The organism is Streptomyces sp. AF1A (assembly GCF_047340315.1).
Taxonomy (GTDB): domain Bacteria; phylum Actinomycetota; class Actinomycetes; order Streptomycetales; family Streptomycetaceae; genus Streptomyces.
The window spans coordinates 1-26,393 of the sequence record NZ_JBLEBI010000040.1 but is presented as its reverse complement, the minus strand read 5'-3'; the positions used below and the strand labels follow the sequence as shown (position 1 = coordinate 26,393).

Below are 26,393 nucleotides of genomic sequence, written 5' to 3'. Positions count from 1 at the left end.
GGGCCCTGAACGGCGCCGAGGGCGCCCCCTGTGTCACAGGGGGCGCCCTCGGCGTGTGTGCGGCTCCCGAACGGGCTTGCGGGACCGGTCAGTCGGTCGTGTACACATGCATGCCGGGCACGTGCAGGTTGCCGCCGAACTGGGCCGCCTGCACCACCTTGACGTTGGTGAAGTAGATCAGCGGGAGGTTCAGCGGGGGCGGGCTGTCGGGGCTGAACGTCATCGGGATCAGCCCGAACAGGTTGCCCGAGATCTTCTCGGTGTACATCACCGTGGAGCCGCCGCGGATGGTGGACGTCGAGCCCTTGGCCGCCTGCACGTGGTAGGTCTTGCCGGCCGCCTTGTCCTTCACCGTCTGGTGCAGGTCACCGATGTCCGTACCGCCCGAGATGACGTACTTCAGCACCTTCTTCGTGGTGCCGCTCGCCGTCTTGACCTCCACGATGCCCTGGTAGTCGGCGCCCTTGAGCAGCAGGGAGCTGGCGTCCAGGTACCAGGGGTCGTCCGCCACCGGCACCTTGTTGTCGACGCCGCCCACGTCGGTGGTGGCCGTGGGGCAGTTCTCCGGCGAGGTGCTGGAGCTCGCGGACGGGCTCGCCGTGACCGAACCGGCCGCGTCCTGGACCGCCTTGGTGGCGTCCTGGACCGCCTTGGTGGCGTCCCCGGCCGTCTTGGAGACCGTGTCGGTGGTCTTCTTGACCGTGTCGGTGGCCTTCTTCACCGTGTCCGTGACCGTCTTGGTGGTCTTGGACACGGTGTCCTTGACGGAGCCCGAGCCCTGGGAGCCGGACGGCGACGGGCTAGCCGACGGCGTCGGGCTCGCGGACGCGGTGCCGGAGTCCGACTTGCCCCCGCCGAGGATGCCGCCGAGCGTGTCGCCGATGGTGTCCAGCAGTCCGCCGCCGCTGCTCTGGGACGCCGAAGGGGTCGGTGTGGCCGAACCGCCGGAGCCCGAACCCGAGCCCGACGAGCCGGAGGTGGCGCTCGGCCGGGGCGTGGCCTTGTCGCCGGAACCGGAGTCCGACGACGAGGACGTGCCCGAGTCCTTGGAGGCGTCGGGGCTCGCCGACGGCGACGGCGTGGCCGTGTCGGCGGACTTGCTCCCCGAGGCGGTCGGCGACGGCGAGGCCGAGGAGTCCTTGGCGCCGTCCAGCGCGCCGACGCAGTCCTTGTACTCGTCGGCCGTCAGGCTCTTGGACGTCGACGGTGCCGGGCTGCCGGTGTCGGCGAGGGCGAGCGTGGACGTGAAGCCCATGCCCACCAGCACCGCCGTCGGCATCGCCACGGAGGCGATCGCCTTGCCGGCCGGCATGTGGAACCTGGTGAACAGCGGCCTTCTGGGTGCCGCGTGGCGGGGCCCGGTTCTCGCGCGGGACCCGTCCACATCGGTCCCGCGGGTCACCTCGTCAGCCGGCACTGTGCCTCCCGTTCGCCCCGTTGGCCGGGCTCGTTCCTGACAGGTCGTTCGCTTCGTACCCCGCGGCGTCCACGCCCTGGTGGCGCTGCGGGCCCTTGTCCAGCAGCGGGGCGGCCCCGGGGGTCGCGCCCTCGTCCGGGGCGGCCTCGGCCGGCGGCTGCGACTGCGGCTCCGCGCCCGGCACCCAGGACACGGCCATCGCTCCGCCGATGAGGGAGAGCAGGAAGCCCATGACGAAGCCGCCGAAGTTGGACACGGGGAGGGACACCAGCGCGAGCAGGATCGCCGCGACACCCGCGAAGACCCGTACGTGCTTCTGGAACCAGAGGCTGATGCCCAGGACGATGAGCAGCACGCCGATGATCAGGGACCCGGCACCCGCCGTGGTCGCCATCGCCAGTGTCAGGTGTCCGATCTGCAGATGGGCGTAGGGGAAGTACATGATCGGAAAGCCGCCGAGCAAGACGAACAGACCGGCCCAGAACGGACGCGTGCCCCGCCAGGCGCGGAACTGCAGCCTCCGGCGGGTGAACTGGCCGGATGCGGCGGCAGGAGTCTCGGCGCTCATGGAAAACAGCTCCCTGGTGCGGCGTTGCTGTGGTGGTGATGTGTGCCGCGTGTGAACACGTGGCCGGAGTGGGACGGGCGGGGGTGCCTTCGGCGCCCCCGCCCGTCAGTCAGTGCTCAGTAGCACTCGTGCGTACCCGTCTGCAGCGACATGTGGAGACCGCTGAGCTTGAAGGTACCCGCGGTGGTCGCCCACGCCGTCTGCTTCACGCCGGTCAGCGTGGCCGAATCGGCCTGCTGGGCGAAGCCGTACGGGTTGGACTTCTCCGACCCGCCCTTCATGCCCGGACCCTTGGAGGCGTCCTTGGCGGCCACACCGATGTCGATGTTGTTGAAGGTCGCGTCGGCGTCGAGGTCGGAGACGTCGATGTAGAGGTTGTCCGCCTCCACCGGCTTGTCCGCGCCCGCCTTCAGCACCAGGCTCACCGAGCCCAGCACCGGGATGTCCGGCGTCACGACGGACTGGCACATGTTGTTGATCGTGGCCTTCTTGAAGGCCGAGACCGCGACCGGGTGAGCGGTCTGCTGACCGCTCAGGGTGTAGCCGCTGTCGATCGCGCCGTACTGCTCGAAGCCGGTACCGACCAGCTTGTCGGCGGTCACCTTGAACGACTGACCGGACACGCTGAACGAGGCGGCGAGCGCGCCCTGCGCCAGGGCGACGCCTATCGCGGCCGTCGCGGCGACGCTGGGCACCATGACCACAGCGAACCGCTTCCATCTGGTCCCGCCACGCACCTGGGACTCCATATTTCCTCCTTCTCGGACGTACATCTCCTGGCCCGGACTCGCCTCAGTCGGCTCAGCCAGGCAGGGATGGGAGAAGTGCTACGTCCTCGGGAAGGAGAGCGCCCGCGCTCGGTGGCGCGAACTGCGCCCGAATCACCGGCGATCACCCCCGAGCGACAACCACTGGTCGCGCCTGACACGCATCACGCACAACCTTGCTGGACAGGCTTCGCCGACCGGCGAAGACCCCCCTGCCCAAGAGCCGGCGCCACTGCCGCCGTCTCTGCTCGGTGGGGACCCAGATTCTCCCGAGACCCGACCGGCTGCCGGGGTACGGGAATGGACCGAGCGTCGCCGATCGTGGTGCATTCTCGGCCTGGGCACAAGGGGGTTCGTTACTGGCTAGTAACGGCCGGATAACCGTGCCACGACCGGACGGTCTCGGAGGGCGACGCTGGGTGGCATCCGGGGGCAGAACAAAGCCGTTGATCCTTGGATGAATCCAGACAGACCAACGGCCATGTCTTACTCGGAGTAACAGCGGCCCCGATTACCAAGATTTGGTAAAGCGGAGCCGCCCTAACGTCTCGTCGGCAAATCTTTCACCCCGGCATCACAAGCCGTGGCGTTTAGCGACTGGTCAGAACAGGGCCCGCGCGAGCGCCCGGCGCGCGCCCACGACCCGCGGATCCTCGGGGCCGACGACCTCGAAGAGCTCCAGCAGCCGGCGCCGCGCCGCGTCCCGGTCGTCGCCCGCCGTGCGCTGCACGGTCTCGATCAGCCGCCCGAGGGCGTCCTCGACGTGGCCGCCCACCAGGTCCAGGTCGGCGGCGGCGATCTGCGCGTCGACGTCCTTCGGCCGCTCGGCCGCCTCCTGACGCACCTTCTGCGGGTCCATGCTCTGCACCCGCTGCAGCAACTCGGCCTGTGCGAGGCCGAGTTTGGCCTCCGGGTGGGCCGGGTCGTCGGACAGCACGTTCTTGTACGCCCGGATGGCGCCGCCCAGGTCGCCGGCGTCCAGGGCGTCCGCGGCGGCGTTCAGGGCCGCGTCGTACGGCCCCGCCAGGGCCTCGGCGGGCGCCCGGCCGCCGGGCTCGGCGTCCGGGTCGACGGTCAGGCCGGTCAGCCCGAAGCGCTGCTCGGCCACCTGCACCAGCTGGTCGAGGGTCTGCCGGATCTGCTGCTCGCCGGCCGTCCCCTGGAAGAGCGGCAGTGCCTGTCCGGCCACGACGGCGAACACGGCCGGGATGCCCTGCACCCCGAACTGCTGCATCAGCATCTGGTTGGCGTCGACGTCGATCTTGGCGAGCAGGATGCGGCCGTTGTACTCGACGGCCAGTCGCTCCAGGACCGGGCTCAGCTGCTTGCAGGGCTGACACCACTCGGCCCAGAAGTCGATGACGACCGGGACTTCGGCCGAGCGCTGCAGGACATCGCGCTCGAAGCCGGCCTCGTCTACGTCGATGACGAGATCGGCCGGAGAGACGGCCCGCGCGCCGCCCTGCCGGGCGGCTTGGGCGCGTGCCTGCTCGGCCTTGGCCTTGGCCTCCTGGGCCGCCTTCACCGCGGCGAGGTCGACCACGCCGCTCATGGACATGTTCCGTGGCTGCATGCGTCTATCCTCCCCCGTTCCCGCGTCTGAAGAAAAAAGCGCCGTGCTGTGGCGCCGGGTCCCCACCCCACGCCGTGGTCATCGCCCGCGTACGTCCCACACGAGCTTTCGCTACGACCCGTAGCGTAATGGCAATGGGGGCCCGCGCGACACCACGCCCCGGTGATCTCCCTCACGACGCCGCACGACCCGCCGGTTTATGGTCAGGGGATGCAGAGCCGCACCCCCGCCAGCCGTACCGGGCGTCCGCGCAGCGCCGCCGCGGACACCGCGATCCTGGCCGCGACGCGGGAGGCGCTGGTGGAGCTGGGCTGGTCCAAGCTCACCCTGGGGGACGTGGCGACGCGGGCCGGGGTGGCGAAGACGACCCTGTACCGCCGCTGGGCCGGCAAGCCCGAGCTGGTGGTCGACGCGGTGGCGGAGCTGTTCGACGAGCTGGAGCTGCCCGACCGGGGCAGCCTCGCGGCCGACATCGAGGGCGTGGTCCTGCAGTTCGCGGCCATCCTGGCCCGTCCGGAGGCCAAGAGCGGCCTCATGGCCGTGGTGGCGGAGGCGACCCGGGACGACGCCCTGCGCGAGCGCGTCCGCGCCTCGATCGTGGACCGCCAGAAACGGCTGGTTCTGGAGGGCCGGGCCCGGGCCCAGGCGCGCGGCGAACTCCCGCCCGAGCCCGACCTGGAGGAGGCCGCACGGACGGCCGACCTCATCTTCGACATGGTGGCGGGCGCGGTGGTGCACCGCGCGCTGGTGAGCGGCAAGCCGGCGGACGAGGAGTGGGTCCACAGCTTCACGCGCGTGCTGCTGCAGGGCCTGGTCTCGTCCGCCTGACGGCGCCCCCGACGCCGTCCGCCCGGCGCCTCAGAAGCCCGCGGGCTCCGTGTACACCCCCCACTCGTCCCGCAGGACACCGCAGATCTCGCCCAGAGTCGCCTCGGCGCGGACGGCGGCCAGCATGGGCTCGATCATGTTCGAGCCGTCGCGGGCGGCGGCGAGCATGCCGTCGAGGGCCGTGCGCACGGCCGCGTCGTCCCGGGCGGCCTTGCGCTCCCCGAGGACCCGGACCTGCTCCCGCTCGACCTCGTGGCTCACCCGCAGGATCTCCAGATCCCCGGTGACGGAGCCGGTGTGGACGTTGACGCCGACGACCTTCTTCTCGCCCTTCTCCAGCGCCTGCTGGTAGCGGAAGGCGGACTCTGCGATCTCGCCGGTGAACCAGCCGTCCTCGATGCCGCGCAGGATTCCGGAGGTGATCGGCCCGATCGGGTGCTGCCCGTCCGGGTGGGCGCGCAGACCGCGCTCCTTGATCTGCTCGAAGATCTTCTCCGCGTCGGCCTCGATCCGGTCCGTGAGCTGCTCGACGTACCAGGAACCGCCCAGCGGGTCGGCCACGTTGGCGACCCCGGTCTCCTCCATCAGCACCTGCTGGGTGCGCAGCGCGATCTCCGCGGCCTGCTCGCTCGGCAGCGCGAGGGTCTCGTCCAGGGCGTTGGTGTGCAGCGAGTTGGTGCCGCCGAGCACGGCGGCCAGCGCCTCCACGGCCGTGCGCACGACGTTGTTGTACGGCTGCTGCGCCGTCAGCGACACACCTGCCGTCTGGGTGTGGAACCGCAGCCACTGCGCCTTCTCGGACGTCGCGCCGTACACGTCCCGCATCCAGCGCGCCCAGATCCTGCGCGCCGCGCGGAACTTGGCGATCTCCTCGAAGAAGTCGACGTGCGCGTCGAAGAAGAAGGACAGGCCCGGGGCGAAGACGTCCACGTCCAGGCCGCGGCTGAGGCCCAGCTCGACGTACCCGAAGCCGTCGGCGAGCGTGTACGCCAGCTCCTGCGCGGCCGTGGCCCCCGCCTCGCGGATGTGGTAGCCGGAGACGGACAGCGGCTTGTACGCGGGGATGCCCGCCGCGCAGTGCTCCATCAGGTCGCCGATCAGGCGCAGGTGCGGCTCGGGCTGGAAGAGCCACTCCTTCTGGGCGATGTACTCCTTGAAGATGTCGGTCTGCAGGGTGCCGTTGAGCACCGCCGGGTCCACGCCCTGCCGCTCGGCGGCGACCAGGTACATGCAGAAGACGGGCACGGCGGGCCCGCTGATGGTCATGGAGGTGGTGACGTCGCCGAGCGGGATGTCCTTGAACAGGACCTCCATGTCGGCGGCGGAGTCGATGGCGACCCCGCAGTGCCCGACCTCGCCGAGGGAGCGCGGGTCGTCGGAGTCGCGGCCCATCAGCGTCGGCATGTCGAAGGCCACGGACAGACCGCCGCCGCCCGCCGCGAGGATCATCTTGTAGCGCTCGTTGGTCTGCTCGGCGTTGCCGAACCCGGCGAACTGCCGGATGGTCCAGGTACGCCCGCGGTAGCCGGTCGGATGGAGCCCGCGCGTGAAGGGGTACTCCCCGGGCCAGCCGATCCGCTCGAATCCCTCGTACGTGTCACCCGGCCGGGGCCCGTACACCGGCTCCACGGGATCGCCGGAGAGCGTGGTGAAATCCGCGTCGCGTTTGCGCGCGGCGTCGTAACGGGCCTGCCAGCGCCGGCGGCCCTCCTCGATGGCGTGAGCGTCCATACCATCGAATTTACTTGGACGTCCTAGTAAATGTCGATGGCAGACCGCCGTACGGTGGCCGTACGGCGGTGACCTTCGTTACGCCTTGGCGACGGCCGGGGCCGGCTCGGCGACCTTGGCCTCCAGCTCGCGGCTGATCCTGCGCTCGACGAAGAAGGCGGCGGTGGGGATGGTCCCCGCGAGCAGCACCCACAGCTGCCGGCCGATCGGCATCTTCGCCTTCGAGCCCAGGTCGAAGGCGACGACGAGGTAGACGACGTACAGCCAGCCGTGGGCGATGGCGACGACCCGGGTGACGTCCGCGGCGCCGTCGATCTGGAACCCGTACTTGGCGATCATGCTCAGGCACAGCAGAACCAGCAGGACACCGGTGGTGTAGGCCATGACGCGGTAGCGGATCAGCACGCTTCGTTTCATGCATATGAGCGTAACCGCCCGAAAAACCCCCGCTTCGGCGGGGAGCACTACGCCCGCGCGCGTGAGCGCGTCAGGACGCTCGAACCTCCTCCGCATCAGCGGAGAGCACCGCGCTGACCCGCGGGAACCCTACTCCTCGTCGAAGTCGTGCGCAGCGATCCGCAGCGGACGGAGCATCGCGAAGATCTCCGCGCACTCCTCCGCGTCGTACACCCCGAGCCCGAAGTCCATGGCCATCAGGTCGCGGGTGGCCGCGTCGACCACCTCGCGCCCCTTGTCGGTGATGACGGCGAGCGTGCCGCGCCCGTCGTTGGGGTTGGGCCGCTTGGCGACCAGCCCGGACCGCACCAGCCGGTCCACGGTGTTCGTCACGGACGTGGGGTGCACCATCAGCCGCTCGCCGATCTTGGACATCGGCAGCTCGCCGGCCTTGGAGAAGGTGAGCAGCACCAGCGCCTCGTAGCGGGCGAACGTCAGCCCGTACGGCTTGACCACCGCGTCCACCTCGGCGAGCAGGATCTGCTGGGCCCGCATGATCGAGGTGATCGCGGCCATGGACGGCACGTTTCCCCAGCGCTGCTTCCAGAGCTCGTCGGCGCGGGCGATGGGGTCGAACGGAAGGCTGAGAGGCTTCGGCACGTCTCCAGACCCTACCGGCCGGTCATATGCCGGTCAGCCCTGTCTCGCCTTTCGGTCGCCCGGGGCCGCGACGGCGGCCCGCGGCCGCACAGCACACCCGCCGCACCGCTCCCTGCCACAGCCGAACGCACCCGCCTGCACCGCCGCGCCGGCGCCCTGTCCGGTCATCCGGGACGACGAGCGCCACCACGCAGCCGGGCGGTCGGCAGCATCCGAGGCGTGCGGCTCCGCGCGGGCCGGGCAGGACGGCACATCCGACGCGTGCGGCTCCGCGCGGGCCGCGCATCCGACGCGTGCGGCTCCCCGCAGGCCGCGGAGGGCGACGCCGGTCGGCGCCCCGTCCGCCGCAGATGGTGCCGCACCGTGGTCAGCGCCCCGTCCGCCGCAGATGGTGCCGAACCGCCCGTTGGGCCACCGGACCCAGTGACTCCAGCGCGCCCACCAGCGCGCCCAGGTGCTCCAGCGCGTCCAGCGCCGCGTGCGCGCCCGCCTCGTCGACGCCCTCGTACAGCTCGATGCCGACGAAGGAGGCGGCCACCACGCGGGCCAGCCCCGCCGGGTCGACGAACTCGCCGAAGGGCGCCCCGGCGAGCAGCCGGGTGAGCACCCGCTCCAGCTCGGTGATCCAGAGGCTGAGCCCCGCGGCCGTGGCGGGGCCCAGCGCGGCGTGGGTCGGGGCGCCGGCCAGGACCTGGCCGAGCAGGGCCACGTGCCCTCCGTCCCGCTCGTGCTCGTGGATCTCGCGGCCGACGGCGAGGAGTTCGGACAGGGAGGTGACCTCGGCGAGCCGGTCGCGGTAGCGGGCGACGGCCTTCTCCGCGCCGTACCGGCAGGCGGCCGCGAGCAGCTCGTCCACCGAGCCGAAGTGGTAGAAGACGAGGGCCTGGTTGACGCCGGCCGCGCCCGCCACCGTCCGGGCCGAGGTCTTGGCGATGCCCTGCTCGGTGAGCACGCTCAGGGCGCCCTCCAGCAGCTTGGTCTTGGTCTCCTGGGCCTTCGCCGTCTCGGGGCTCACGCCGGCGCCTCCTCCCGCAGCTCCAGGGCCCGCAGCAGGCGGGGCGTCCGGATCCGGGTGACGGGGGTGCGCAGGCAGCGCCGGGCGGCCGGGGTGCACGGCAGCGGGGACTTGAACAGGGCGAGGCAGACGGCCGCGAGGAGCAGCACCGGGCACAGGTAGGCCGCGGCGGGGGCGAAGGACCCGAAGAGCGCGAGGAGCGACCGGTGGTCCAGCCCCGTCAGGCAGGCGGCGAGCAGCAGCACCCGTACGGCCATCTCGGCCAGCCAGTTGGCGAGGGCCCGCTCGGGCGTGACGCCCCGCTCCAGCCAGAGCCGGAGCCGGTCGAAGGACCATGCGGTCGCCCAGCGGATCAGCGGGCGCAGCAGCAGGCGGTCGGCGACGGCGCCGAAGACGCCCCAGCGGGGCCGGTAGTCGCAGCCGGTGACGAAGCGGACGCCGTGGGCGTCGGGCACGTAGCGGCAGTAGCCGCTGCCCTCGGCGATCGGCGACAGGGGGTGCGAGGAGGAGAAGCGCAGGGCGGCGATGCGGGAGCCGTCGTGGCGGCCGTGCTCGCCCGCCCCGACCCCGGTGCCCGACACGGTGAGGAACGGCAGCACGCGCGCCGTGTACCGGAAGCGGCGCGGCTCGCCGTGGGTGCGCGGGAGGTATTCGATGCCGGACAGGCGCAGGTCCCAGCGCTGGTGCCGTCCGGGGTCCTGCGTGTGCGCCCACAGCTCGTCGAGGCCGGTGCGTATGTGTGTCTCCGTATAGAGACCCATGGTGTTCCCCCACGTCATGGCGCTGTTTGAGCGACCGCTCAAACGATCTCGGCACAACCTACTCCGCTTTGAGCGACCGCTCAATCCGCGGGACCGGAAAAACCCCGGCCTCCGGGGCCGGGGCTTCGGGGGCGGGGGTTCGTCGGTTCGTGCGCGCGAGGCGCGCACCTGCCGACTAGCCGGCGAGGTGCCGTTCGACCGTCTCGACCTTCGAGGTCAGCCCGTCGGTCACGCCCGGCCGGATGTCCGCCTTGAGGACGAGGGACACGCGCGGGGCGCGCTCCTCCACGGCGGCGACGGCGCGCCTGACGACGTCCATCACCTGCTCCCAGTCGCCCTCGATCGAGGTGAACATGGCGTCGGTGCGGTTCGGCAGGCCCGACTCGCGGACCACGCGGACGGCCTCGGCGACGTACTCCCCCACGTCCTCGCCGACGCCGAGAGGCGTCACGGAGAAGGCGACGATCACGCGTTCACGACCCCTTCCTTGCGGGCACGGGCGGCGATGACGGCGTCCTCGGCCTCGCGGCGCAACTTGCGCTCGGCGAAGAAGCCGCCGGTGGGCAGGACCGAGAGGACGAAGTAGAGCGCCGCGGTCCGGCGCGGCCACTTGGCGCGGTTCCAGGCGTCCGCCCAGAAGATCACGTACAGGATGAACAGGACACCGTGGATCGCGCCCATCACGGGCACCGCGTTGAAGTCCGTGGTCCGCTTCAGCACCGAGCAGACGAGCAGGACGAGGAAGGACACGGCCTCGGGCGCCGAGACCAGGCGGAGGCGGCGGAGGGCGGTGGCGGTCTTGATGTCCACGGGTCACCTTCGATGGGGGTTGCGACGAGTGTCTGCCGGTTACGGGCTGCCGGTGAGGGCTGCCGGTTTGTGAACGCACGCACAAGCGTTCACCCATTGTGGCAAACCTCGCCCGTAGGGGTCCGCTCAGGGTAGGTGTCCACCCGTGGGCCCTGTTCGTCCCACCCGCCCGGCCGCTACTTTCCCAGGCGTGGCGATGTTCCGACTCCAGGGCAGCAAGGTGCTCGCCGTCGACATGACCGGGGATGCCGTGAAAGCGAAGAACGGCTCGATGGTCGCGTACGACGGTCAGATGTCCTTCAAGAAGCTGAGCGGCGGCGGCGAGGGGCTGCGCGGGATGGTGACCCGGCGGCTCACGGGCGAGCAGATGACGGTGATGGAGGTGAAGGGCCATGGGACCTGCTGGTTCGCCGACCGGGCGACCGAGATCAACCTCGTGCGCCTCCAGGGGGACAAGCTCTACGTGGAGGCCGGCAACCTGCTCGTGACCGACGCCGGGCTCAGGACGGGCACGACGTTCACCGGGCTGCGCGGCGCCTCGCAGGGCAACGGCCTGTTCACCACGACCGTCGAGGGACACGGCCAGGCCGCGATCATGTCCGACGGCCCCGCGGTCGTGCTGCGCGTCAGCCCTCAGTACCCGCTGATCGTCGACCCCGGCGCCTACGTCGCACACCAGGGGAACGTCCGGCAGTCCTTCCAGTCCGGCGTGACGTTCCGCACGTTCTTCGGCGAGGGCGGCGGCGAGGCCTTCCAGATCCGCTTCGAGGGCGACGGCCTGGTGTACGTGCAGCCGAGCGAGCGGCACACGATCGCGGGGGACCTGTAGATGACCTTCCGGGAACTCAACTCGAAGATGGTGGAGGCCACCGTGCTGCCGGGGCAGCGGCTGTTCAGCCAGCGCGGCGCGATGCTCGCCTACAAGGGGGACGTCTCCTTCACCCCCAACATCCAGGGCGGACAGGGCGGGCTGATGTCCATGATCGGGCGCCGGGTGGCCGGGGAGGCGACCCCGCTGATGACCGTCGAGGGCAGCGGCACGGTCTTCTTCGGGCACGGCGGCCATCACGTGCACGTGATCAACCTCTCCGGCGACACCCTCTGCGTCGAGGCCGACCGCCTCCTCGCCTTCGAGGGCACGCTGCGGCAGGGCACGATGTTCATGGGCTCGCAGGGCGGTGTGATGGGCCTGGTCCGCGGCCAGGTCACCGGGCAGGGGCTGTTCACCACCACCCTGCAGGGGCACGGGGCCGTGGCGGTGATGGCGCACGGCGGTGTCTTCGAGCTCCCCATCACCCCGCAGCGCCCGGTGCACGTGGACCCGCAGGCCTACGTCGCCCACCACGGCGACGTCCGCAACAGGCTGTCCACGGCGCTCGGCTGGCGCGACATGGTGGGCCGCGGCTCCGGCGAGGCGTTCCAGCTGGAACTGAGCGGCAACGGCACGGTGTACGTCCAGGCCTCGGAGGAGAAGCTGTGAGCGCGTACGGAACCCCCGGCGGCCCCGTGGTGTACGACCCCATGACGCTGCCCGCCGACGACAACGTGAACAACTACACGTTCTGCGTCGAGCTCAAGAGCGGCGAGTGGTTCCTGCAGAAAGGGAAGATGATCGCCTATTACGGGGCGATCGAGTTCAACGGCATCGGACACGGACAACTCGACCATCTCGTGCGCACATCGTTCCATTCGCCACTGCACGCGAGCGACTGGGTCGTGGCCCGCGGCTCGGGCAAGATGCTCCTCGCCGACCGGGCATTCGACGTCAATTCCTACGACCTGGACGACGGGAACTTGACCATTCGCGCGGGCAACCTGCTCGGTTTTCAGCCAAGTCTCGCGCTCAAGCAGTCGATCGTGCCGGGTTTTCTGACCCTGATCGGAACCGGAAAGTTCGTGGCCGCATCCAACGGTCCAGTGGTGTTCATGGAACCTCCCATCCGGGTGGACCCCCAGGCACTCGTCGGCTGGGCCGACTGCCCCTCGCCGTGCCATCACTACGACCATGGGTACCTGAGAGGCGTACTGGGCGGTCTACGTGCGATGACGGGTCTCGGCGGGGTCTCCGGCGAGGAGCACCAGTTCGAGTTCGTGGGCGCCGGGACCGTGCTGCTGCAGTCGACGGAGACGCTCATGCCGGAGCTCGGCACGGGGGTGGTCCCGGCCGATCCGGGGACCCCGGGCGGTGGCGGTGCGGCGCCGGGCGGACACGGTCCGCAACCGTCGGGCGCACCGCGCCTTCCCGGACAGCTGGGGGACCTCCAGCGTCGCTTCGGGCTGTGAGCGGTAGTCTGCGGAGTGTGACGTCGAACGCGTGCGCACTGTCACACCATCCAGAGTAGTTCGTCATTCAACTTCTTAGGTAGACTTCATTCATGGAGACCGAGACGGCCACGCGCTGGCTGACCGATGCGGAGCAGTGCGCCTGGCGCACCCACCTGGAGGTCAACAGGCTGTTGACGTACCAGCTGGAGAAAGATCTGCAGCCGTTCGGCCTGACTATGAACGACTACGAGATCCTCGTGAACCTGTCCGAGTCGGACGACGTACGGATGCGGATGAGCGACCTCGCCTCCGCGACCCTGCAGTCCAAGAGCCGGCTCTCGCACCAGATCACGCGCATGGAGAACGCGAACCTGGTGCGCCGCGAGAACTGCGAGTCCGACCGCCGGGGGCTGTACGCCGTGCTCACCGAGCACGGCTTGGAGACGATGAAGAAGGTCGCGCCGCACCACGTGGCGTCGGTGCGGCGCCATTTCATCGATCTGCTGTCGCCCGAGGCGCTGATAGAGCTGGACAAGGCGCTGAAACCGATCGCCGAGCATCTGCGCGGGCAGCGGGGGCGCCCCTGAGCCTGCCGCGGGGCCCCGGGCGCTAGCCGTGGGATAGCCGGGGGGCAGGAGCGCGGGCCCGGCGCTGGGGTCCTTCGTTCCGATCGGGCCGAGCGCGGCATGGTCCACACGAGAGGCCCTAGCGGGCGCCTCCCTCGGACAGGGCGCCCCCGGCGCCCACCCGGGCCGCCGCGCCGGCAGAGCCCGCCGCCACCATGGCGGCCAGCAGCGCGGTCGATCCCGCGAGCGCGAAGCACACGGCCAAGGGCAGCCTCCCGATCAGCAGGCCCGTCACCAGCGCTCCACTCGAGCCGCCGGCGTTGACCGCCGTGTTCACCCACGCCCCGGCCCGGGTGCGTGCCCCCTCGCCCGCGGTCTCGTCGGCCAGGAGGTACGCCGTCGTCAGTGCCGGGGCAATGAACACTCCCGCGAGTGCCATGGCCCCCGTGAGCGCCCACAGGCCCGGGGCCAGGCCCGCAGCCGCGACCACCAGTGCGAGGCCCGCCGCGAACCGGCACAACCGGGTGCGGGCGGGCGCTCGCCACCGCACCGCCCCGTTGACCAGCCCGCCGACCGCGCTGCCGGCGGACAGCGCGCCCAGGACCCAGGGCACCAGCGCGGTGTCGTACGACCGCTCGGTGGCGTAGGCCGCCGCCAGCAGCTCCACCCCGCTCAGGGCCAGCCCTACGCCGAGGGCCACGGCGACCGGGGGCAGCAGCCCGTGGACGGCTCCGCGCCGCTCACCGCGGGCTTCGGGGCGCGGGCCGGACATCGCCGGGGACGTGACGAAGGCAGAGGTGCCCCCCACGATCAGCAGCGCGCTCAGCAGAATCCCGGAGGCCGGCGGCGCGACGCCGAGCAGCGCGCCGACCAGGACCGGTCCGGAGACGTACAGCAGCTCCTCGGCGACGCCGTCCAGGCTGTAGGCGCGCTGCAACAGGCCTCGGTCGGGGACCAGTTCGGCCCACAGGGCCCGCATGGTCGGACCCAGCGGCGGCGCGCAGCCGCCGGCGAGGGCGGCCGCCCCGGCGATGGCCGCGGAGGGGGCTCCGGGGCGCCAGGTGAGGGCCGCGAGAACGCACAGCAGGGCGCCGTACAGCGCGGCCATGGGACGCAGGGCCCGGCGGGGGCCGTGCCGGTCGACCAGGGCGGCCCGCAACGGCATCAGGAAGACCGTCGCGGCGCCGAACAGGGACATCACGGCCCCGGAGACGGCGTAGGAGCCGGTGGCGCGGGTGACGGACAACAGGACGGCGAGGGAGACCGTGCCGTAGGACAGGCGGGCGGTCAGCGCGGCGGCGAAGGTGCGGCGCGCGTGCGGGACGCGCAGGACGGCGGCGTACGAGGGCCGCGAGGGGGGCGTGGACACGCTGGAATTCCTCTGCGGGAGGCGGGAGAGGGAGCACCGGAGGACGCGGCGGGCCGTCGTACGGGCCCCCGCGAGCCGCGGTGCGCTCTACGCCAGGGAGAGGAACATGCGGATCAAGGTAGTCCCCGAACCGCGTGCTTGACCAGGGTCGGCGGGGCCGGGGGTCTGGACGAGGCCGGCGGGGCCGGGGATTTGGCCGGGGTCCGCGAACCCCGGGATCGACCAGACTCGGCGGACCCCCCGCATCGACCCGGGTCAGCGAGCCCGCGCATCGACGCAGGGTCGGCGCACCCGGGAAAGTGGCCGGCGTCGGCCGGCCCGGGATTCGACCAGGGTCAGAAGCCCGGCGATCGACCAGGGTCGGCGGACCCGCGGATTCGACCGGAGCCGGCGGGCCCGGATTCGACCGGAGCCGGCGAGCCCGTGGAACGACGGAGGCCGGCGAGCCCGCCGATTCGATCAGGGCCGGCAAGCCCGGCGATCGACCAAGATCAGCACCCGCCGATTCGACCGGTGTCGGCAGGCCCGGGCACCGACCCGAGTCGGCAAGCCCGGGCACCGATCAGCGACCGCAGTCGGCGGACCCGCGCATCGACCAGGGTGCGAGCCCGGCGACAGCACCAGGGCGGCGTGGCCGCGGGGCGGCCACAGGTCAGGCTTCCGTCAGGCCCGCCACCAGTTCGTCCGCCGCGCGGTACGGGTCCAGCGTGCCGGCCACGATGCGCTCGGCCAGTGCGCTGAGGCGGCGGTCGCCGTGCAGGTCGCCGATGCGTTCGCGCAGGGCCGTGACCGCGATGGTCTCCACCTCGCGCGCCGCGCGGGCCCGTCGGCGCTCGGCGAGGACACCGCGCTCCTCCATCCACGCGCGGTGCTTCTCCAGGGCCTCCACGACCTCGTCGACGCCCTGGGCGCGGGCCGCGACCGTCTTCACGATCGGCGGGCGCCAGTCGCCGGGCCCACGGGACTCGCCCAGGCCCAGCATGTGGTTCAGCTCCCGGGCCGTGGCGTCGGCCCCGTCCCGGTCCGCCTTGTTGACGACGTACACGTCGCCGATCTCCAGAATGCCCGCCTTGGCGGCCTGGATGCCGTCGCCCATGCCGGGCGCCAGCAGCACGACGGAGGTGTCGGCCTGGGAGGCGATCTCCACCTCCGACTGGCCGACGCCGACCGTCTCGACCAGGATCACGTCGCAGCCGGCCGCGTCCAGCACGCGGATCGCCTGGGGTGCGGCCCACGCGAGGCCGCCCAGGTGGCCCCGCGTCGCCATCGACCGGATGTAGACGCCCGGGTCGGAGGCGTGCTCCGACATGCGGACCCGGTCGCCGAGCAGCGCGCCCCCCGAGAACGGGGACGAGGGGTCGACGGCCAGGACGCCGACCCGTTTGCCCTGTTTGCGGTACGCCGTCACCAGGGCCGAGGTCGAGGTCGACTTGCCGACGCCCGGTGAGCCGGTCAGACCGACCACATAGGCGTTGCCGGTCAGCGGGGCCAGCGCCGCCATGACCTCCCTGAGCTGCGGGGACGCCCCCTCCACCAGGGAGATCAGCCGGGCCACGGCCCGCGGCCGGCCTTCCCTGGCCTGGGCCACCAGAGAGGAGACGTCCTGCATCACAGCTCCGTTCACTCGCGAGAAGTTCGGCGTCAGGCCTTCGGTACCCGCACGATCAGTGCGTCACCCTGGCCGCCGCCACCGCACAGCGCGGCCGCACCGGTGCCGCCGCCCCGGCGCTTGAGCTCCAGCGCCAAGTGGAGCACGAGCCGCGCGCCGGACATGCCGATCGGGTGGCCGAGGGCAATGGCGCCGCCGTTGACGTTCACCTTTTCCGTTGACACGCCGAGGTCCTTCATTGACTGCACGGCGACCGCGGCGAAGGCCTCGTTGATCTCGATCAGGTCGAGGTCGGAGACCTCCAGGCCGTCCTTCTTCAGGGCGTGCAGGATGGCGTTGGACGGCTGGGACTGCAGCGAGTTGTCCGGACCCGCCACGTTGCCGTGCGCACCGATCTCGGCGAGCCACTCCAGGCCCAGCTCCTCGGCCTTGGCCTTGCTCATCACGACCACGGCCGCCGCACCGTCCGAGATCTGCGAGGAGGAGCCGGCGGTGATGGTGCCGTCCTTGCTGAAGGCCGGGCGCAGCTTGCCCAGGGACTCCACGGTGGTGTCGCCGCGGATGCCCTCGTCCTTGCTGAACAGGACCGGGTCGCCCTTGCGCTGCGGGATCTCGACCGGGGTGATCTCGGCCTCGAACAGGCCGTTCTTCTGTGCGGCGGCGGCCCGCTGGTGGGACAGGGCGGCGATCTCGTCCTGCTCCTGGCGGCCGATGCCGAGGCGGGTGTTGTGCTTCTCGGTGGACTCGCCCATGGCGATGTTCTCGAAGGCGTCGGTCAGGCCGTCGTGGGCCATCGCGTCGAGCATCTGCACCGCGCCGTACTTGAAGCCCTCGCGGGACTTCGGCAGCAGGTGCGGGGCGTTGGTCATGGACTCCTGGCCGCCGGCCACGACGATGTCGAACTCGCCCGCGCGGATCAGCTGGTCGGCGAGGGCGATCGCGTCGAGTCCGGACAGGCACACCTTGTTGATGGTGAGCGCCGGGACGCTCATGGGGATACCGGCCTTCACGGCGGCCTGGCGGGCCGGGATCTGGCCCGCGCCGGCCTGCAGCACCTGACCCATGATCACGTACTGGACCTGGTCGCCGCCGATCCCCGCACGGTCGAGGGCGGCCTTGATGGCGAAGCCGCCGAGGTCGGCTCCGGAGAAGGACTTGAGCGAGCCGAGCAGTCGTCCCATGGGCGTACGCGCGCCCGCGACGATGACCGAGCTGTTCGTTCCAGATGGCATGAGCTGCGATCCCCTTACCGGCCTGCCCAGGCCGAGGAGTGAACGAGGGTTTACTTCGAATGTACTGAGTGGCACTCCGTGCCGTCATCGGCCAGTCAGTGTGATCGCGCGCACGTTGCGTAACCACCTTCCTGGCGCTCCACTGAAACCATGCTGACGCGAATCGACCACATCGGGATCGCCTGCCACGACCTCGACGCGACCGTCGAGTTCTACCGGGCCACGTACGGCTTCGAGGTGTTCCACACCGAGGTCAACGAGGAACAGGGCGTGCGGGAGGCCATGCTCAAGATCAACGAGACGTCGGACGGCGGCGCCTCCTACCTGCAGCTGCTGGAACCGACCCGCGAGGACTCCGCGGTCGGCAAGTGGCTCGCGAAGAACGGCGAGGGCGTCCACCACATCGCCTTCGGTACGGCGGACGTGGACGCCGACTCCGAGGAGATCCGGGGCAAGGGCGTACGCGTTCTGTACGACGAGCCACGGCGCGGTTCCATGGGGTCGCGGATCACCTTCCTGCACCCCAAGGATTGCCATGGCGTCCTCACAGAACTGGTCACTTCGGCCCCTGTTGAGTCGCCCGAGCACTGACCGCCGTACATAAGGGCCGGTAGGGTTGGGGGCGGTCGTCCCCGAACGCGGGGACGGCCCGGTCCCTCCGTCAAAGGTGACGCCTGCCCCGCGACGCCCGGCACGCACGCTCGCCGCGTTGCCGGAAGGCCCTGGTAGCTCCGCTACGAGGATCTTCCGGTGCGCGCGGGCGCACGCGCCGGACGCCGCGAGGCCCGCCCTCCGGGCGGTCGGCGTCACCCTTGACGGAGGGACCACCGGGGTCCGGGTTTCGGGGGACGAGCGTCGGGGCAGCAGCCCGTACTCCGCCGTTGATCTGACACCATTCCCCGGGGGCCCCGTTCGGCGGATGGACGGAGCTCGTTGGAGAAGCTGACCAGGGGACGGATGGGACCGCGCAGTGCGGGGCTACGAGAGCCAGGAGCGAGAGCCGGCGGCTGACGTCGACCACCTCTCTCGGTTCGAGGCCGAGATGAAACGGCTGAAGACCGAGCGGGAGAAGGCGATCCAGCACGCCGAGGACCTCGGCTACCAGGTCGAGGTGCTGCGCGCCAAGCTGCACGAGGCGCGCCGCACCCTCATGACCCGGCCCGCCTACGACGCGGGTGACATCGGCTACCAGGCCGAGCAGTTGCTCCGCAACGCCCAGATGCAGGCGGAACAGCTGCGCCAGGACGCCGAGCGGGAGCTGAGCCAGGCCCGCGCGCAGACCCAGCGCATCCTCCAGGAGCACGCCGAGCAGGCCGCCCGGCTCCAGGCCGAGCTGCACCAGGAGGCCGTGACCAGGCGCCAGCAGCTGGACCAGGAGCTGGCCGAGCGCCGGGCCACCGTCGAGTCGCACGTCAACGAGAACGTGGCGTGGGCCGAGCAGCTGCGCGCCCGCACCGAGCAGCAGGCCCGCCGGCTGCTCGACGAGTCCCGCGCGGAGGCCGAGCAGGCGATGGCCGCCGCCCGCGCGGAGGCCGAGCGGCTGACCCGCGAGGCCCGGGACCGGCTGCAGAGCGAGGCCGAGAACGCCCGCGCCGAGGCCCAGGAGATCCTGCGCCGCGCCCGCACGGACGCCGAGCGGCTGCTGAACGCCGCCTCCACGCAGGCGCAGGAGGCCACCGAGCACGCCGAGCAGCTGCGCACCGCCACGGTCAGCGAGTCGGACACCGCCCGCCGCCAGGCGGCCGAGCTGAGCCGGGCCGCCGAGGAGCGCATGGCGCAGGCCGAGGAGGCGCTGCGCAAGGCCCAGGCCGAGGCGGAGAAGGTGGTCACGGAGGCCAAGGAGGCCGCCGCCAAGGCCCTCGCGAGCGCCGAGGCCGCCAACGAGACGCGGACGCGCACCGCCAAGGAGCAGGTCGCCCGGCTGGTGGAGGAGGCCACCAAGGAGGCCGAGACCACGAAGTCGGAGGCCGAGCAGGTCATCGCCGACGCGCGGGCCGAGGCCGAGAAGATCGTCGCCGAGGCCGTCGAGAAGGCCCGCACACTCACCGCCGAGGAGAGCGCGACCCAGCTGTCCAAGGCCGCCAAGACCGCCGAGGACGTCCTGAACAAGGCGGCCGAGGAGGCCAGGAACACCACCAAGGCGGCCGCCGAGGAGGCCGAGCGGATCCGCACGGAGGCCGAGGCCGAGGCGGACCGGCTGCGCGCCGAGGCGCACGACATCGCCCAGCAGCTCAAGGGCGCGGCGAAGGACGACACCAAGGAGTACCGCGCCAAGACGGTCGAGCTGCAGGAGGAGGCCCGCCGGCTGCGCGGCGAGGCCGAGCAGCTGCGCGCCGACGCGGTCGCCGAGGGCGAGTCGATCCGCGCCGAGGCCCGCCGCGAGGCGGTCGCGCAGATCGAGGAGGCCGCGAAGTCCGCCGAGGAGCTGCTGGCCAAGGCCAAGGTGGACGCCGACGAGCTGCGGCAGAAGGCGACCTCCGACAGCGAGAAGGTCCGCACCGAGGCCATCGAGCGCGCGACGACGCTGCGCCGGCAGGCCGAGGAGACCCTGGAGCGCACCCGCAAGGAGGCCGAGCGGCTGCGCGCCGAGGCCGACGAGCAGGCCGAGGCGGTCCGGGCCGACGCCGAGAAGGCCGCGCGCGAGCTGCGCGAGGAGACCGAGCGGGCCGTCGAGGCCCGGCACGGCGAGGCCGCCGAGGAGCTGGCCCGGCTGCAGACCGAGACCCAGGAGCGGCTGACGGCGGCCGAACAGGCCCTGACGGACGCCCGCGAGGAGGCCGCCCGGATCCGCCGGGAGGCCGCCGAGGAGGCCGAGCGGCTGCGCGCGGAGTCCGCGGAGCGCATCCGTGCGCTCCAGCAGCAGGCCGAGACCGAGGCCGAGCGGCTGCGCACCGAGGCCGCGTCCGACGCGTCCGCCTCCCGTGCCGAGGGCGAGGCCCTCGCCGTACGGCTGCGCTCGGAGGCAGCGGCCGAGGCCGAGCGGATGAAGGCGGAGGCCCAGGACACCGCCGACCGGGTGCGCGCGGAGGCGCAGGCCGCCGCCGAGCGGCTGGGCACGGAGGCGTCCGAGACGCTGGCCGCCGCGCAGGAGGAGGCCGCCCGGCGCCGCCGCGAGGCCGAGGAGTTCCTCGGTGCCGCGCGCGCGGAGGCCGACCAGGAGCGCGAGCGGGCCCGCGAGCAGAGCGAGGAGCTGCTGGCCTCCGCCCGCAAGCGCGTGGAGGAGGCGCAGGCCGAGGCGACCCGGCTGGTCGAGGAGGCCGACCGGCGCGCCACCGAGATGGTGTCCGCCGCGGAGCAGCACGCGCAGCAGGTCCGGGACTCCGTCGTCGGGCTGCACGAACAGGCGCAGGAGGAGATCGCCGGGCTGCGCTCGGCCGCCGAGCACGCGGCGGAGCGCACGCGGCGGGAGGCCGAGGAGGAGGCGGACCGGGTCCGCGCCGACGCCTACGCCGAGCGGGAGCGGGCCGGCGAGGACGCGGCCCGGCTGCGCAGCGAGGCCAACCAGGAGACGGAGGCCGCCAAGTCGCTGGCCGAGCGCACGCTCGCGGAGGCGATCGCGGAGGCCGAGCGGCTGCGCTCGGAGGCGGCGGAGTACGCCCAGCGGGTGCGTACGGAGGCCTCCGACGCGCTGGCAGAGGCGGACCAGGCGGCGGCCCGCACCCGGGCGGACGCCCGGGAGGACGCCAACCGCATCCGCTCGGACGCGGCGACGCAGGCGGACACGCTCATCACCGAGGCGCGGGGCGAGGCCGAGCGGCTGCAGGCCGAGACGATCATCGAGGCCGACCGGCTCCACGCGGACGCCCTCGCCGAGGCCGAGCGGCTGCGCGCCGAGGCGGCCGAGACCGTGGGCACCGCGCAGGCGCACGCCGAGCGGCTGCGGGCCGAGGCCGAGCGGGTCAGGGCGGACGCGGAGGCGGAGGCCGAGCGGCTCGTCGCCGCCGCCCGCGAGGAGGCCGAGCGGGCCCTGGACGAGGCGCGCAAGGACGCCAACAAGCGCCGCTCGGAGGCGGCCGAGCAGGTCGACAAGCTCATCACGGAGACCGCGGCCGAGGCCGACAAGCTGCTCACCGAGGCCCAGGCGCAGGCGCGCAAGGCCACGGCGGACGCCGAGTCGCAGGCCGACACCATGGTCGGCGCGGCCCGCAGCGAGGCCGAGCGGATCGTCTCCGAGGCGACCGTGGAGGGCAACTCCCTCGTGGAGAAGGCGCGCACGGACGCCGACGAGCTGCTGGTCGGCGCCCGCCGGGACGCGACCGCCATCAGGGAGCGCGCGGAGGAGCTGCGCGAGCGCATCACCACCGAGATCGAGGAGCTGCACGAGCGGGCCCGCCGTGAGGCCGCCGAGACCATGAAGTCCACCGGCGACCGCTGCGACGCGCTCATCAAGGCCGCCGAGGAGCAGCTGGCCAAGGCCCAGGCGAAGGCCAAGGAGATCCTCTCGGATGCCGGCTCGGAGGCGGGCAAGGTGCGCATCGCGGCCGTCAAGAAGGCGGAGGGGCTGCTCAAGGAGGCCGAGCAGAAGAAGGCCAGCCTGGTCAAGGAGGCCGAGGAGCTGAAGGCGGAGGCGATCCGCGAGGCCCGGCGCACGGTCGAGGAGGGCAAGCGTGAGCTGGAGATCCTGGTGCGCCGGCGCGAGGACATCAACGCCGAGATCTCCCGGGTCCAGGACGTGCTGGAGGCGCTCGAGTCCTTCGAGGCCCCGACGTCCGGCAAGGACGGCGCGGTCAAGGCGGGTGCGACGGTCGGCGCCCCCCGTTCGGGTGGCAAGACGCCGGACAGCTAGCGCGGGAGGTGCTTTCGGGTGTCTTCTGGGGGGCTTTACCCTGCTCTTTGGCAAGCCGTCCGGCAGTCAGCCACTCAAAAGAGGTGTCATTCTCCAGATCAAACACGTATCCGCTCGATGACACACCGCTTCGGCCCCTAGGATTCCACCTATCACCTCACCGGTCTCATTCGACAGGAACCCCATGAGCGACACTTCCCCCTACGGCTTCGAGCTTGTGCGGCGTGGGTACGACCGCGCTCAGGTGGACGAACGTATCTCCAAGCTCGTCTCCGACCGTGACAGCGCTCTCGCCCGCATCACCGCCCTGGAGAAGCGCATCGAGGAGCTGCACCTCGAAACGCAGAACGCCCAGGCTCAGATCACGGACGCCGAGCCGTCGTACGCGGGCCTCGGTGCGCGGGTCGAGAAGATCCTGCGCCTGGCCGAGGAAGAGGCCAAGGAGCTGCGTGAGGAGGCCCGGCGCGCGGCCGAGCAGCACCGTGACCTCGCCGAGTCGGCGGCCCAGCAGGTCCGCAACGACGCCGAGGCGTACGCGGCCGAGCGCAAGGCCAAGGCCGAGGACGAGGGCGTCCGGATCGTCGAGAAGGCCAAGGCCGACGCCTCCCAGCTGCGCGCCGACGCGCAGAAGGACGCGCAGTCCAAGCGGGAGGAGGCGGACGCGCTCTTCGAGGAGACCCGCGCCAAGGCCGCGCAGGCCGCCGCCGACTTCGAGACCAACCTCGCCAAGCGCCGCGAGCAGTCCGAGCGCGACCTGGCCTCCCGTCAGGCCAAGGCCGAGAAGCGGCTCGCGGAGATCGAGCACCGCGCCGAGCAGCTGCGCCTGGAGGCGGAGAAGCTGCGCACCGACGCCGAGCGCCGCGCCCGCCAGACCGTCGAGACGGCCCAGCGCCAGGCCGAGGACATCGTGGCCGACGCCAACGCCAAGGCCGACCGCATCCGTTCGGAGTCCGAGCGCGAGCTGGCGGCGCTCACCAACCGCCGCGACAGCATCAACGCCCAGCTGACCAACGTCCGCGAGATGCTGGCCACGCTGACCGGTGCGGCGGTGGCCGCCGCCGGCACGACCACCGACGACGAGCCGATCTCGCGCGGGGTCCCGGCGCAGCAGACCCGGTAAGTCCTCCGGTCGCCGAGCGAGTCGAAGCCCCCTGCCGCCAAGTGGCAGGGGGCTTCGCCCCGTCTTAGCGTGGCCGCATGATCGAGCTGGCGGGGCTGACCAAGCGGTACGGCGAGAAGCTCGCGGTCGACGGTCTGACGTTCACCGTGCGGCCGGGCGTCGTCACCGGGTTCCTCGGTCCCAACGGGGCCGGGAAGTCCACGACGATGCGGATGGTCCTCGGGCTCGACCACCCCACCGCCGGCGACGTCCGGATCGACGGCAGGCACTACGACCGGCTGAAGGACCCGCTGACGTACGTGGGCGCCCTGCTCGACGCCAAGGCCGTGCACGGCGGCCGCAGCGCCTACCACCATCTGCTGTGCCTCGCGCAGAGCAACGGCATCCCCGCGCGCCGGGTGGCCGAGGTGCTGGAGACCGTGGGGCTCACGGCCGTGGCGCGGAAGAAGGCCAAGGGGTTCTCGTACGGCATGGGGCAGCGGCTGGGGATCGCCGCGGCGCTGCTCGGGGACCCGCGCATCCTGATGTTCGACGAGCCGGCGAACGGGCTGGACCCGGAGGGCATCCACTGGATCCGGAACCTGATGAAGTCGCTGGCCGCGCAGGGGCGGACGGTGTTCGTCTCCAGCCATGTGATGAGCGAGATGGCGCTGACCGCCGATCACCTGGTCGTCATCGGGCAGGGGCGGCTGCTCGCGGACACCTCCATGGCCGAGTTCGTCCGGCAGCACGCGCGGTCGTACGTCCGGATCCGCTCGCCGCAGCGGGAGCGGCTGCTGGACGTGCTGCACGAGGCCGGGATCGCCGTGGAGGCGGGCGGCGAGGCGCTGGAGGTGGAGGGCGAGAAGGCCGAGCGGATCGGGGAGCTGGCCGCCGGCCACGGGATCGTGCTGCACGAGCTGAGCCCGCAGCAGGCCTCGCTGGAGGAGGCGTTCATGCGGCTGACCGCGCAGGCCGTGGAGTACCACGCGCACGCCGGACCGGAGCCCGTCCCGCGGCGCTGGGGCGCCGGCTGGAAGGGAGCGTGAGGCATGGCCGCCGTGCGGGTGCTCCGGTCCGAGTGGACCAAGATCCGGTCGGTGGCGTCCACGGTGTGGACGCTGTCGGTCGCCGTCGTCGTCACCGTCGCCGTGGGCGTGCTCATCTCCGCCCTGTCCCGGAACGAGTTCGAGTCCCTGCCGATCGGGGACCGGCTGTCGTTCGACCCGACCTTCGTCAGCTTCGCGGGCATGGCCCTGGGCCAGCTCGCCATGATCGTGTTCGGAGTGCTGGTCGTCTCGAACGAGTACAGCACCGGCATGATCCGGGTCTCCCTCGCCGCCGTGCCGCGCCGCGGCACCTTTCTGTTCTGCAAGATCGCGGTGGCCGGCGCGCTCGCCCTGGCCGTCGCCATGGCGACGAGCTTCGCCGCGTTCTTCCTCGGGCAGGCGATGCTCGGCCCCTACCGGGCGCGGATCGGCGACCCCGGGGTGCTGCGCGCGGTGATCGGCGGCGGGCTGTACATGACCCTGATCGCGCTGTTCTCCATGGGCGTCGCCGCGATGCTGCGCTCGCCGATGCTGTCGCTCGGCATCCTGATGCCGTTCTTCTTCCTGATCTCGACCATCCTCGGCAGCGTCGACGCCACGAAGAAGGTAGGCCGGTTCCTGCCCGACCAGGCGGGCAGCCGGATCATGCAGGTGGTGCCGGAGACCGGCGACGACACGCCGTACGGCCCCTGGGGCGGCCTCGGGATCATGGTGCTGTGGGTGATCGCCGCGCTCGTCCTCGGGTACCTGCTGCTGGAGCGGCGCGACGCCCAGTAGACGGACTGACACACAACGTAATGCTTTGGCTTTACCGCCCTTTGGGCGGAACCGTCAGCGCCTCGCTATCCTCCTAACCCTTACGGGGGCGTGTGCCCCGCTGTCCTGAACCTTTTGATGGGTGCGGAGCATGATCGAGGCTGTTGGCCTGACGAAGCGGTACGGCGACAAGACCGCCGTGTACAACCTTTCCTTCCAGGTGCGACCGGGCGCCGTGACCGGCTTCCTCGGGCCGAACGGCTCGGGCAAGTCGACGACGATGCGGATGATCCTCGGCCTGGACAACCCCACGTCCGGCTCGGTGACCATCGGCGGCTACCCGTACCGCAAGCTGCCCAACGCCCCCCGCCAGGTCGGCGCGCTGCTCGACGCCAAGGCCGTGCACGGCGGGCGCAGCGCGCGCAACCACCTGCTGAGCCTCGCCCAGCTGTCGGGCATCCCGGCCCGGCGGGTGGACGAGGTGCTGGGCGTGGTCGGTCTGCAGGAGGTGGCGCGCAAGCGGTCCAAGGGCTTCTCGCTCGGCATGGGCCAGCGCCTCGGCATCGCGGCCGCGCTGCTCGGCGACCCGCAGGTGCTGCTGTTCGACGAACCGGTCAACGGCCTCGACCCCGAGGGCATCCTGTGGGTGCGCAACCTGATGAAGGCGCTCGCGGCCGAGGGCCGCACGGTCTTCGTCTCCTCGCACCTGATGAGCGAGATGGCCCTGACCGCCGACCACCTCATCGTGATCGGGCGCGGCCAGCTGCTCGCCGACATGAGCGTGAAGGACTTCATCTCGGCCAACTCCGCCGACTTCGCGCGCGTGCGCACCCCCGACACCGAGCCGCAGCTGCGCGAGAAGCTGAGCGCCACGCTCACCGAGGCGGGCGGCCATGTGCTGCCGGAGCAGGACGGCGCGCTGCGCGTGACCGGGCTGCCGCTGCCGCGCATCAGCGACCTGGCGCACGAGGCGGGCGTCCGGCTGCGGGAGCTGTCACCGCACCAGGCCTCGCTGGAGGAGGCGTACATGCGGATGACCCAGGGCGTGGTGGACTACCGCTCGACCGTCGACCAGAAGGCGGGCCTGCAGCAGCCGCTGCCGCCCGGCGCCCAGCCGCCCATGCCGGTGCCCGGGC

General features: G+C 71.9%; 25 protein-coding genes. 11 read left to right on the top strand and 14 right to left on the bottom strand.

What is annotated here, in order from left to right:
• Positions 1-88 precede the first annotated feature (88 nt).
• The 4 genes from ACLU3S_RS14725 to ACLU3S_RS14710 form a co-directional block, all read right to left on the bottom strand.
• Positions 89-1,417, bottom strand: a complete 1,329-nt coding sequence (locus ACLU3S_RS14725; protein ID WP_413952275.1) for a hypothetical protein — start codon at positions 1,415-1,417, stop codon at positions 89-91.
• Entirely contained in the window at positions 1,407-1,985 is a 579-nt protein-coding gene (locus ACLU3S_RS14720) for a DUF6114 domain-containing protein (protein ID WP_413952274.1), read from the bottom strand. The genes ACLU3S_RS14725 and ACLU3S_RS14720 overlap by 11 nt, the downstream gene beginning before the upstream one ends.
• 116 nt (positions 1,986-2,101) lie before the next feature.
• Positions 2,102-2,734: a DUF6230 family protein gene (locus ACLU3S_RS14715; RefSeq protein WP_413952273.1), complete on the bottom strand. Its 633-nt coding sequence runs from the start codon at positions 2,732-2,734 to the stop codon at positions 2,102-2,104.
• Positions 2,735-3,353: 619 nt separating this feature from the next.
• Positions 3,354-4,325: a tetratricopeptide repeat protein gene (locus ACLU3S_RS14710; RefSeq protein WP_413952272.1), complete on the bottom strand. Its 972-nt coding sequence runs from the start codon at positions 4,323-4,325 to the stop codon at positions 3,354-3,356.
• Between the two features lie 210 nt (positions 4,326-4,535).
• On the opposite strand from ACLU3S_RS14710, the gene ACLU3S_RS14705 reads away from it, so the two are divergent.
• The gene (locus ACLU3S_RS14705) at positions 4,536-5,153 is read left to right on the top strand and encodes a TetR/AcrR family transcriptional regulator (protein WP_413952271.1); all 618 of its coding nucleotides are present in this window, start codon (positions 4,536-4,538) and stop codon (positions 5,151-5,153) included.
• A gap of 30 nt (positions 5,154-5,183) precedes the next feature.
• Here the strand turns inward: ACLU3S_RS14705 and ACLU3S_RS14700 are convergent, their stop codons facing one another.
• The 7 genes from ACLU3S_RS14700 to ACLU3S_RS14670 form a co-directional block, all read right to left on the bottom strand.
• Entirely contained in the window at positions 5,184-6,884 is a 1,701-nt protein-coding gene (locus tag ACLU3S_RS14700; RefSeq protein WP_413952270.1) for a methylmalonyl-CoA mutase, read from the bottom strand.
• Between the two features lie 78 nt (positions 6,885-6,962).
• Positions 6,963-7,301, bottom strand: coding sequence for a DUF3817 domain-containing protein (locus ACLU3S_RS14695; RefSeq protein ID WP_413952269.1), 339 nt, complete (start codon positions 7,299-7,301; stop codon positions 6,963-6,965).
• 129 nt (positions 7,302-7,430) lie between these two features.
• The gene (locus ACLU3S_RS14690) at positions 7,431-7,940 is read right to left on the bottom strand and encodes a MarR family winged helix-turn-helix transcriptional regulator (RefSeq protein ID WP_069778655.1); all 510 of its coding nucleotides are present in this window, start codon (positions 7,938-7,940) and stop codon (positions 7,431-7,433) included.
• A 367-nt stretch (positions 7,941-8,307) separates the two neighbouring features.
• Positions 8,308-8,955, bottom strand: coding sequence for a TetR/AcrR family transcriptional regulator (locus tag ACLU3S_RS14685; protein WP_413952268.1), 648 nt, complete (start codon positions 8,953-8,955; stop codon positions 8,308-8,310).
• Positions 8,952-9,716 carry a hypothetical protein gene (locus ACLU3S_RS14680; protein WP_413952267.1) on the bottom strand — a complete coding sequence of 255 codons (765 nt, stop codon included), beginning with the start codon at positions 9,714-9,716 and terminating at the stop codon, positions 8,952-8,954. Before ACLU3S_RS14680 ends, ACLU3S_RS14685 begins: the two co-directional genes overlap by 4 nt.
• Before the next feature lie 175 nt (positions 9,717-9,891).
• On the bottom strand, positions 9,892-10,185 hold the full coding sequence (locus ACLU3S_RS14675; RefSeq protein ID WP_413952266.1) for an MTH1187 family thiamine-binding protein: 294 nt from the start codon (positions 10,183-10,185) through the stop codon (positions 9,892-9,894).
• Positions 10,182-10,526 (bottom strand): DUF3817 domain-containing protein, encoded by a 345-nt coding sequence (locus ACLU3S_RS14670; protein ID WP_413952265.1) that lies wholly within the window; start codon positions 10,524-10,526, stop codon positions 10,182-10,184. The genes ACLU3S_RS14675 and ACLU3S_RS14670 overlap by 4 nt, the downstream gene beginning before the upstream one ends.
• Positions 10,527-10,722: 196 nt before the next feature.
• On the opposite strand from ACLU3S_RS14670, the gene ACLU3S_RS14665 reads away from it, so the two are divergent.
• From ACLU3S_RS14665 to ACLU3S_RS14650, 4 genes are all read left to right on the top strand, one after another.
• Entirely contained in the window at positions 10,723-11,355 is a 633-nt protein-coding gene (locus ACLU3S_RS14665; RefSeq protein WP_413952290.1) for an AIM24 family protein, read from the top strand.
• Positions 11,356-12,006 carry an AIM24 family protein gene (locus tag ACLU3S_RS14660; RefSeq protein WP_413952264.1) on the top strand — a complete coding sequence of 217 codons (651 nt, stop codon included), beginning with the start codon at positions 11,356-11,358 and terminating at the stop codon, positions 12,004-12,006. It begins immediately after the preceding gene.
• Positions 12,003-12,809, top strand: a complete 807-nt coding sequence (locus tag ACLU3S_RS14655) for an AIM24 family protein (protein WP_413952263.1) — start codon at positions 12,003-12,005, stop codon at positions 12,807-12,809. Before ACLU3S_RS14660 ends, ACLU3S_RS14655 begins: the two co-directional genes overlap by 4 nt.
• Before the next feature lie 92 nt (positions 12,810-12,901).
• On the top strand, positions 12,902-13,378 hold the full coding sequence (locus ACLU3S_RS14650) for a MarR family winged helix-turn-helix transcriptional regulator (protein WP_413952262.1): 477 nt from the start codon (positions 12,902-12,904) through the stop codon (positions 13,376-13,378).
• 118 nt (positions 13,379-13,496) lie between these two features.
• On the opposite strand, the gene ACLU3S_RS14645 is transcribed toward ACLU3S_RS14650, so the two are convergent.
• The 3 genes from ACLU3S_RS14645 to ACLU3S_RS14635 form a co-directional block, all read right to left on the bottom strand.
• Positions 13,497-14,726 (bottom strand): MFS transporter, encoded by a 1,230-nt coding sequence (locus ACLU3S_RS14645; protein ID WP_413952261.1) that lies wholly within the window; start codon positions 14,724-14,726, stop codon positions 13,497-13,499.
• A 652-nt stretch (positions 14,727-15,378) separates the two neighbouring features.
• Positions 15,379-16,335 (bottom strand): methylmalonyl Co-A mutase-associated GTPase MeaB, encoded by a 957-nt coding sequence (meaB, locus tag ACLU3S_RS14640; protein WP_413952260.1) that lies wholly within the window; start codon positions 16,333-16,335, stop codon positions 15,379-15,381.
• Between the two features lie 32 nt (positions 16,336-16,367).
• Positions 16,368-17,567, bottom strand: coding sequence for an acetyl-CoA C-acetyltransferase (locus tag ACLU3S_RS14635; RefSeq protein WP_413952259.1), 1,200 nt, complete (start codon positions 17,565-17,567; stop codon positions 16,368-16,370).
• A 150-nt stretch (positions 17,568-17,717) separates the two neighbouring features.
• On the opposite strand from ACLU3S_RS14635, the gene mce reads away from it, so the two are divergent.
• The 6 genes from mce to ACLU3S_RS14605 form a co-directional block, all read left to right on the top strand.
• A complete protein-coding gene (mce, locus tag ACLU3S_RS14630; RefSeq protein ID WP_413952258.1) occupies positions 17,718-18,158 on the top strand; it encodes a methylmalonyl-CoA epimerase in 441 nt (146 codons plus the stop codon).
• A 379-nt stretch (positions 18,159-18,537) separates the two neighbouring features.
• Positions 18,538-22,353 (top strand): polarized growth protein Scy, encoded by a 3,816-nt coding sequence (scy, locus tag ACLU3S_RS14625; RefSeq protein WP_413952257.1) that lies wholly within the window; start codon positions 18,538-18,540, stop codon positions 22,351-22,353.
• Between the two features lie 184 nt (positions 22,354-22,537).
• Positions 22,538-23,473, top strand: a complete 936-nt coding sequence (locus tag ACLU3S_RS14620) for a cellulose-binding protein (protein ID WP_413952256.1) — start codon at positions 22,538-22,540, stop codon at positions 23,471-23,473.
• 77 nt (positions 23,474-23,550) lie between these two features.
• Positions 23,551-24,501: an ATP-binding cassette domain-containing protein gene (locus tag ACLU3S_RS14615; RefSeq protein WP_413952255.1), complete on the top strand. Its 951-nt coding sequence runs from the start codon at positions 23,551-23,553 to the stop codon at positions 24,499-24,501.
• 3 nt (positions 24,502-24,504) lie between these two features.
• Entirely contained in the window at positions 24,505-25,278 is a 774-nt protein-coding gene (locus ACLU3S_RS14610) for an ABC transporter permease (RefSeq protein WP_413952254.1), read from the top strand.
• 130 nt (positions 25,279-25,408) lie between these two features.
• A partial coding sequence (locus ACLU3S_RS14605; RefSeq protein ID WP_413952253.1) for an ABC transporter ATP-binding protein occupies positions 25,409-26,393 on the top strand: 985 nt, incomplete at its 3' end.

Excerpts from the sequence above, each read along its gene's own strand:
- ACLU3S_RS14720 (WP_413952274.1), bottom strand. The coding sequence starts at position 1,985 with ATGAGCGCCGAGACTCCTGCCGCCGCATCCGGCCAGTTCACCCGCCGG.
- ACLU3S_RS14715 (WP_413952273.1), bottom strand. The coding sequence starts at position 2,734 with ATGGAGTCCCAGGTGCGTGGCGGGACCAGATGGAAGCGGTTCGCTGTG.
- ACLU3S_RS14710 (WP_413952272.1), bottom strand. The coding sequence starts at position 4,325 with ATGCAGCCACGGAACATGTCCATGAGCGGCGTGGTCGACCTCGCCGCG.
- ACLU3S_RS14705 (WP_413952271.1), top strand. The coding sequence starts at position 4,536 with ATGCAGAGCCGCACCCCCGCCAGCCGTACCGGGCGTCCGCGCAGCGCC.
- ACLU3S_RS14700 (WP_413952270.1), bottom strand. The coding sequence starts at position 6,884 with ATGGACGCTCACGCCATCGAGGAGGGCCGCCGGCGCTGGCAGGCCCGT.
- ACLU3S_RS14695 (WP_413952269.1), bottom strand. The coding sequence starts at position 7,301 with ATGAAACGAAGCGTGCTGATCCGCTACCGCGTCATGGCCTACACCACC.
- ACLU3S_RS14680 (WP_413952267.1), bottom strand. The coding sequence starts at position 9,716 with ATGGGTCTCTATACGGAGACACACATACGCACCGGCCTCGACGAGCTG.
- ACLU3S_RS14665 (WP_413952290.1), top strand. The coding sequence starts at position 10,723 with ATGTTCCGACTCCAGGGCAGCAAGGTGCTCGCCGTCGACATGACCGGG.
- ACLU3S_RS14660 (WP_413952264.1), top strand. The coding sequence starts at position 11,356 with ATGACCTTCCGGGAACTCAACTCGAAGATGGTGGAGGCCACCGTGCTG.
- ACLU3S_RS14650 (WP_413952262.1), top strand. The coding sequence starts at position 12,902 with ATGGAGACCGAGACGGCCACGCGCTGGCTGACCGATGCGGAGCAGTGC.
- meaB (WP_413952260.1), bottom strand. The coding sequence starts at position 16,335 with ATGCAGGACGTCTCCTCTCTGGTGGCCCAGGCCAGGGAAGGCCGGCCG.
- ACLU3S_RS14635 (WP_413952259.1), bottom strand. The coding sequence starts at position 17,567 with ATGCCATCTGGAACGAACAGCTCGGTCATCGTCGCGGGCGCGCGTACG.
- mce (WP_413952258.1), top strand. The coding sequence starts at position 17,718 with ATGCTGACGCGAATCGACCACATCGGGATCGCCTGCCACGACCTCGAC.
- ACLU3S_RS14620 (WP_413952256.1), top strand. The coding sequence starts at position 22,538 with ATGAGCGACACTTCCCCCTACGGCTTCGAGCTTGTGCGGCGTGGGTAC.
- ACLU3S_RS14615 (WP_413952255.1), top strand. The coding sequence starts at position 23,551 with ATGATCGAGCTGGCGGGGCTGACCAAGCGGTACGGCGAGAAGCTCGCG.
- ACLU3S_RS14610 (WP_413952254.1), top strand. The coding sequence starts at position 24,505 with ATGGCCGCCGTGCGGGTGCTCCGGTCCGAGTGGACCAAGATCCGGTCG.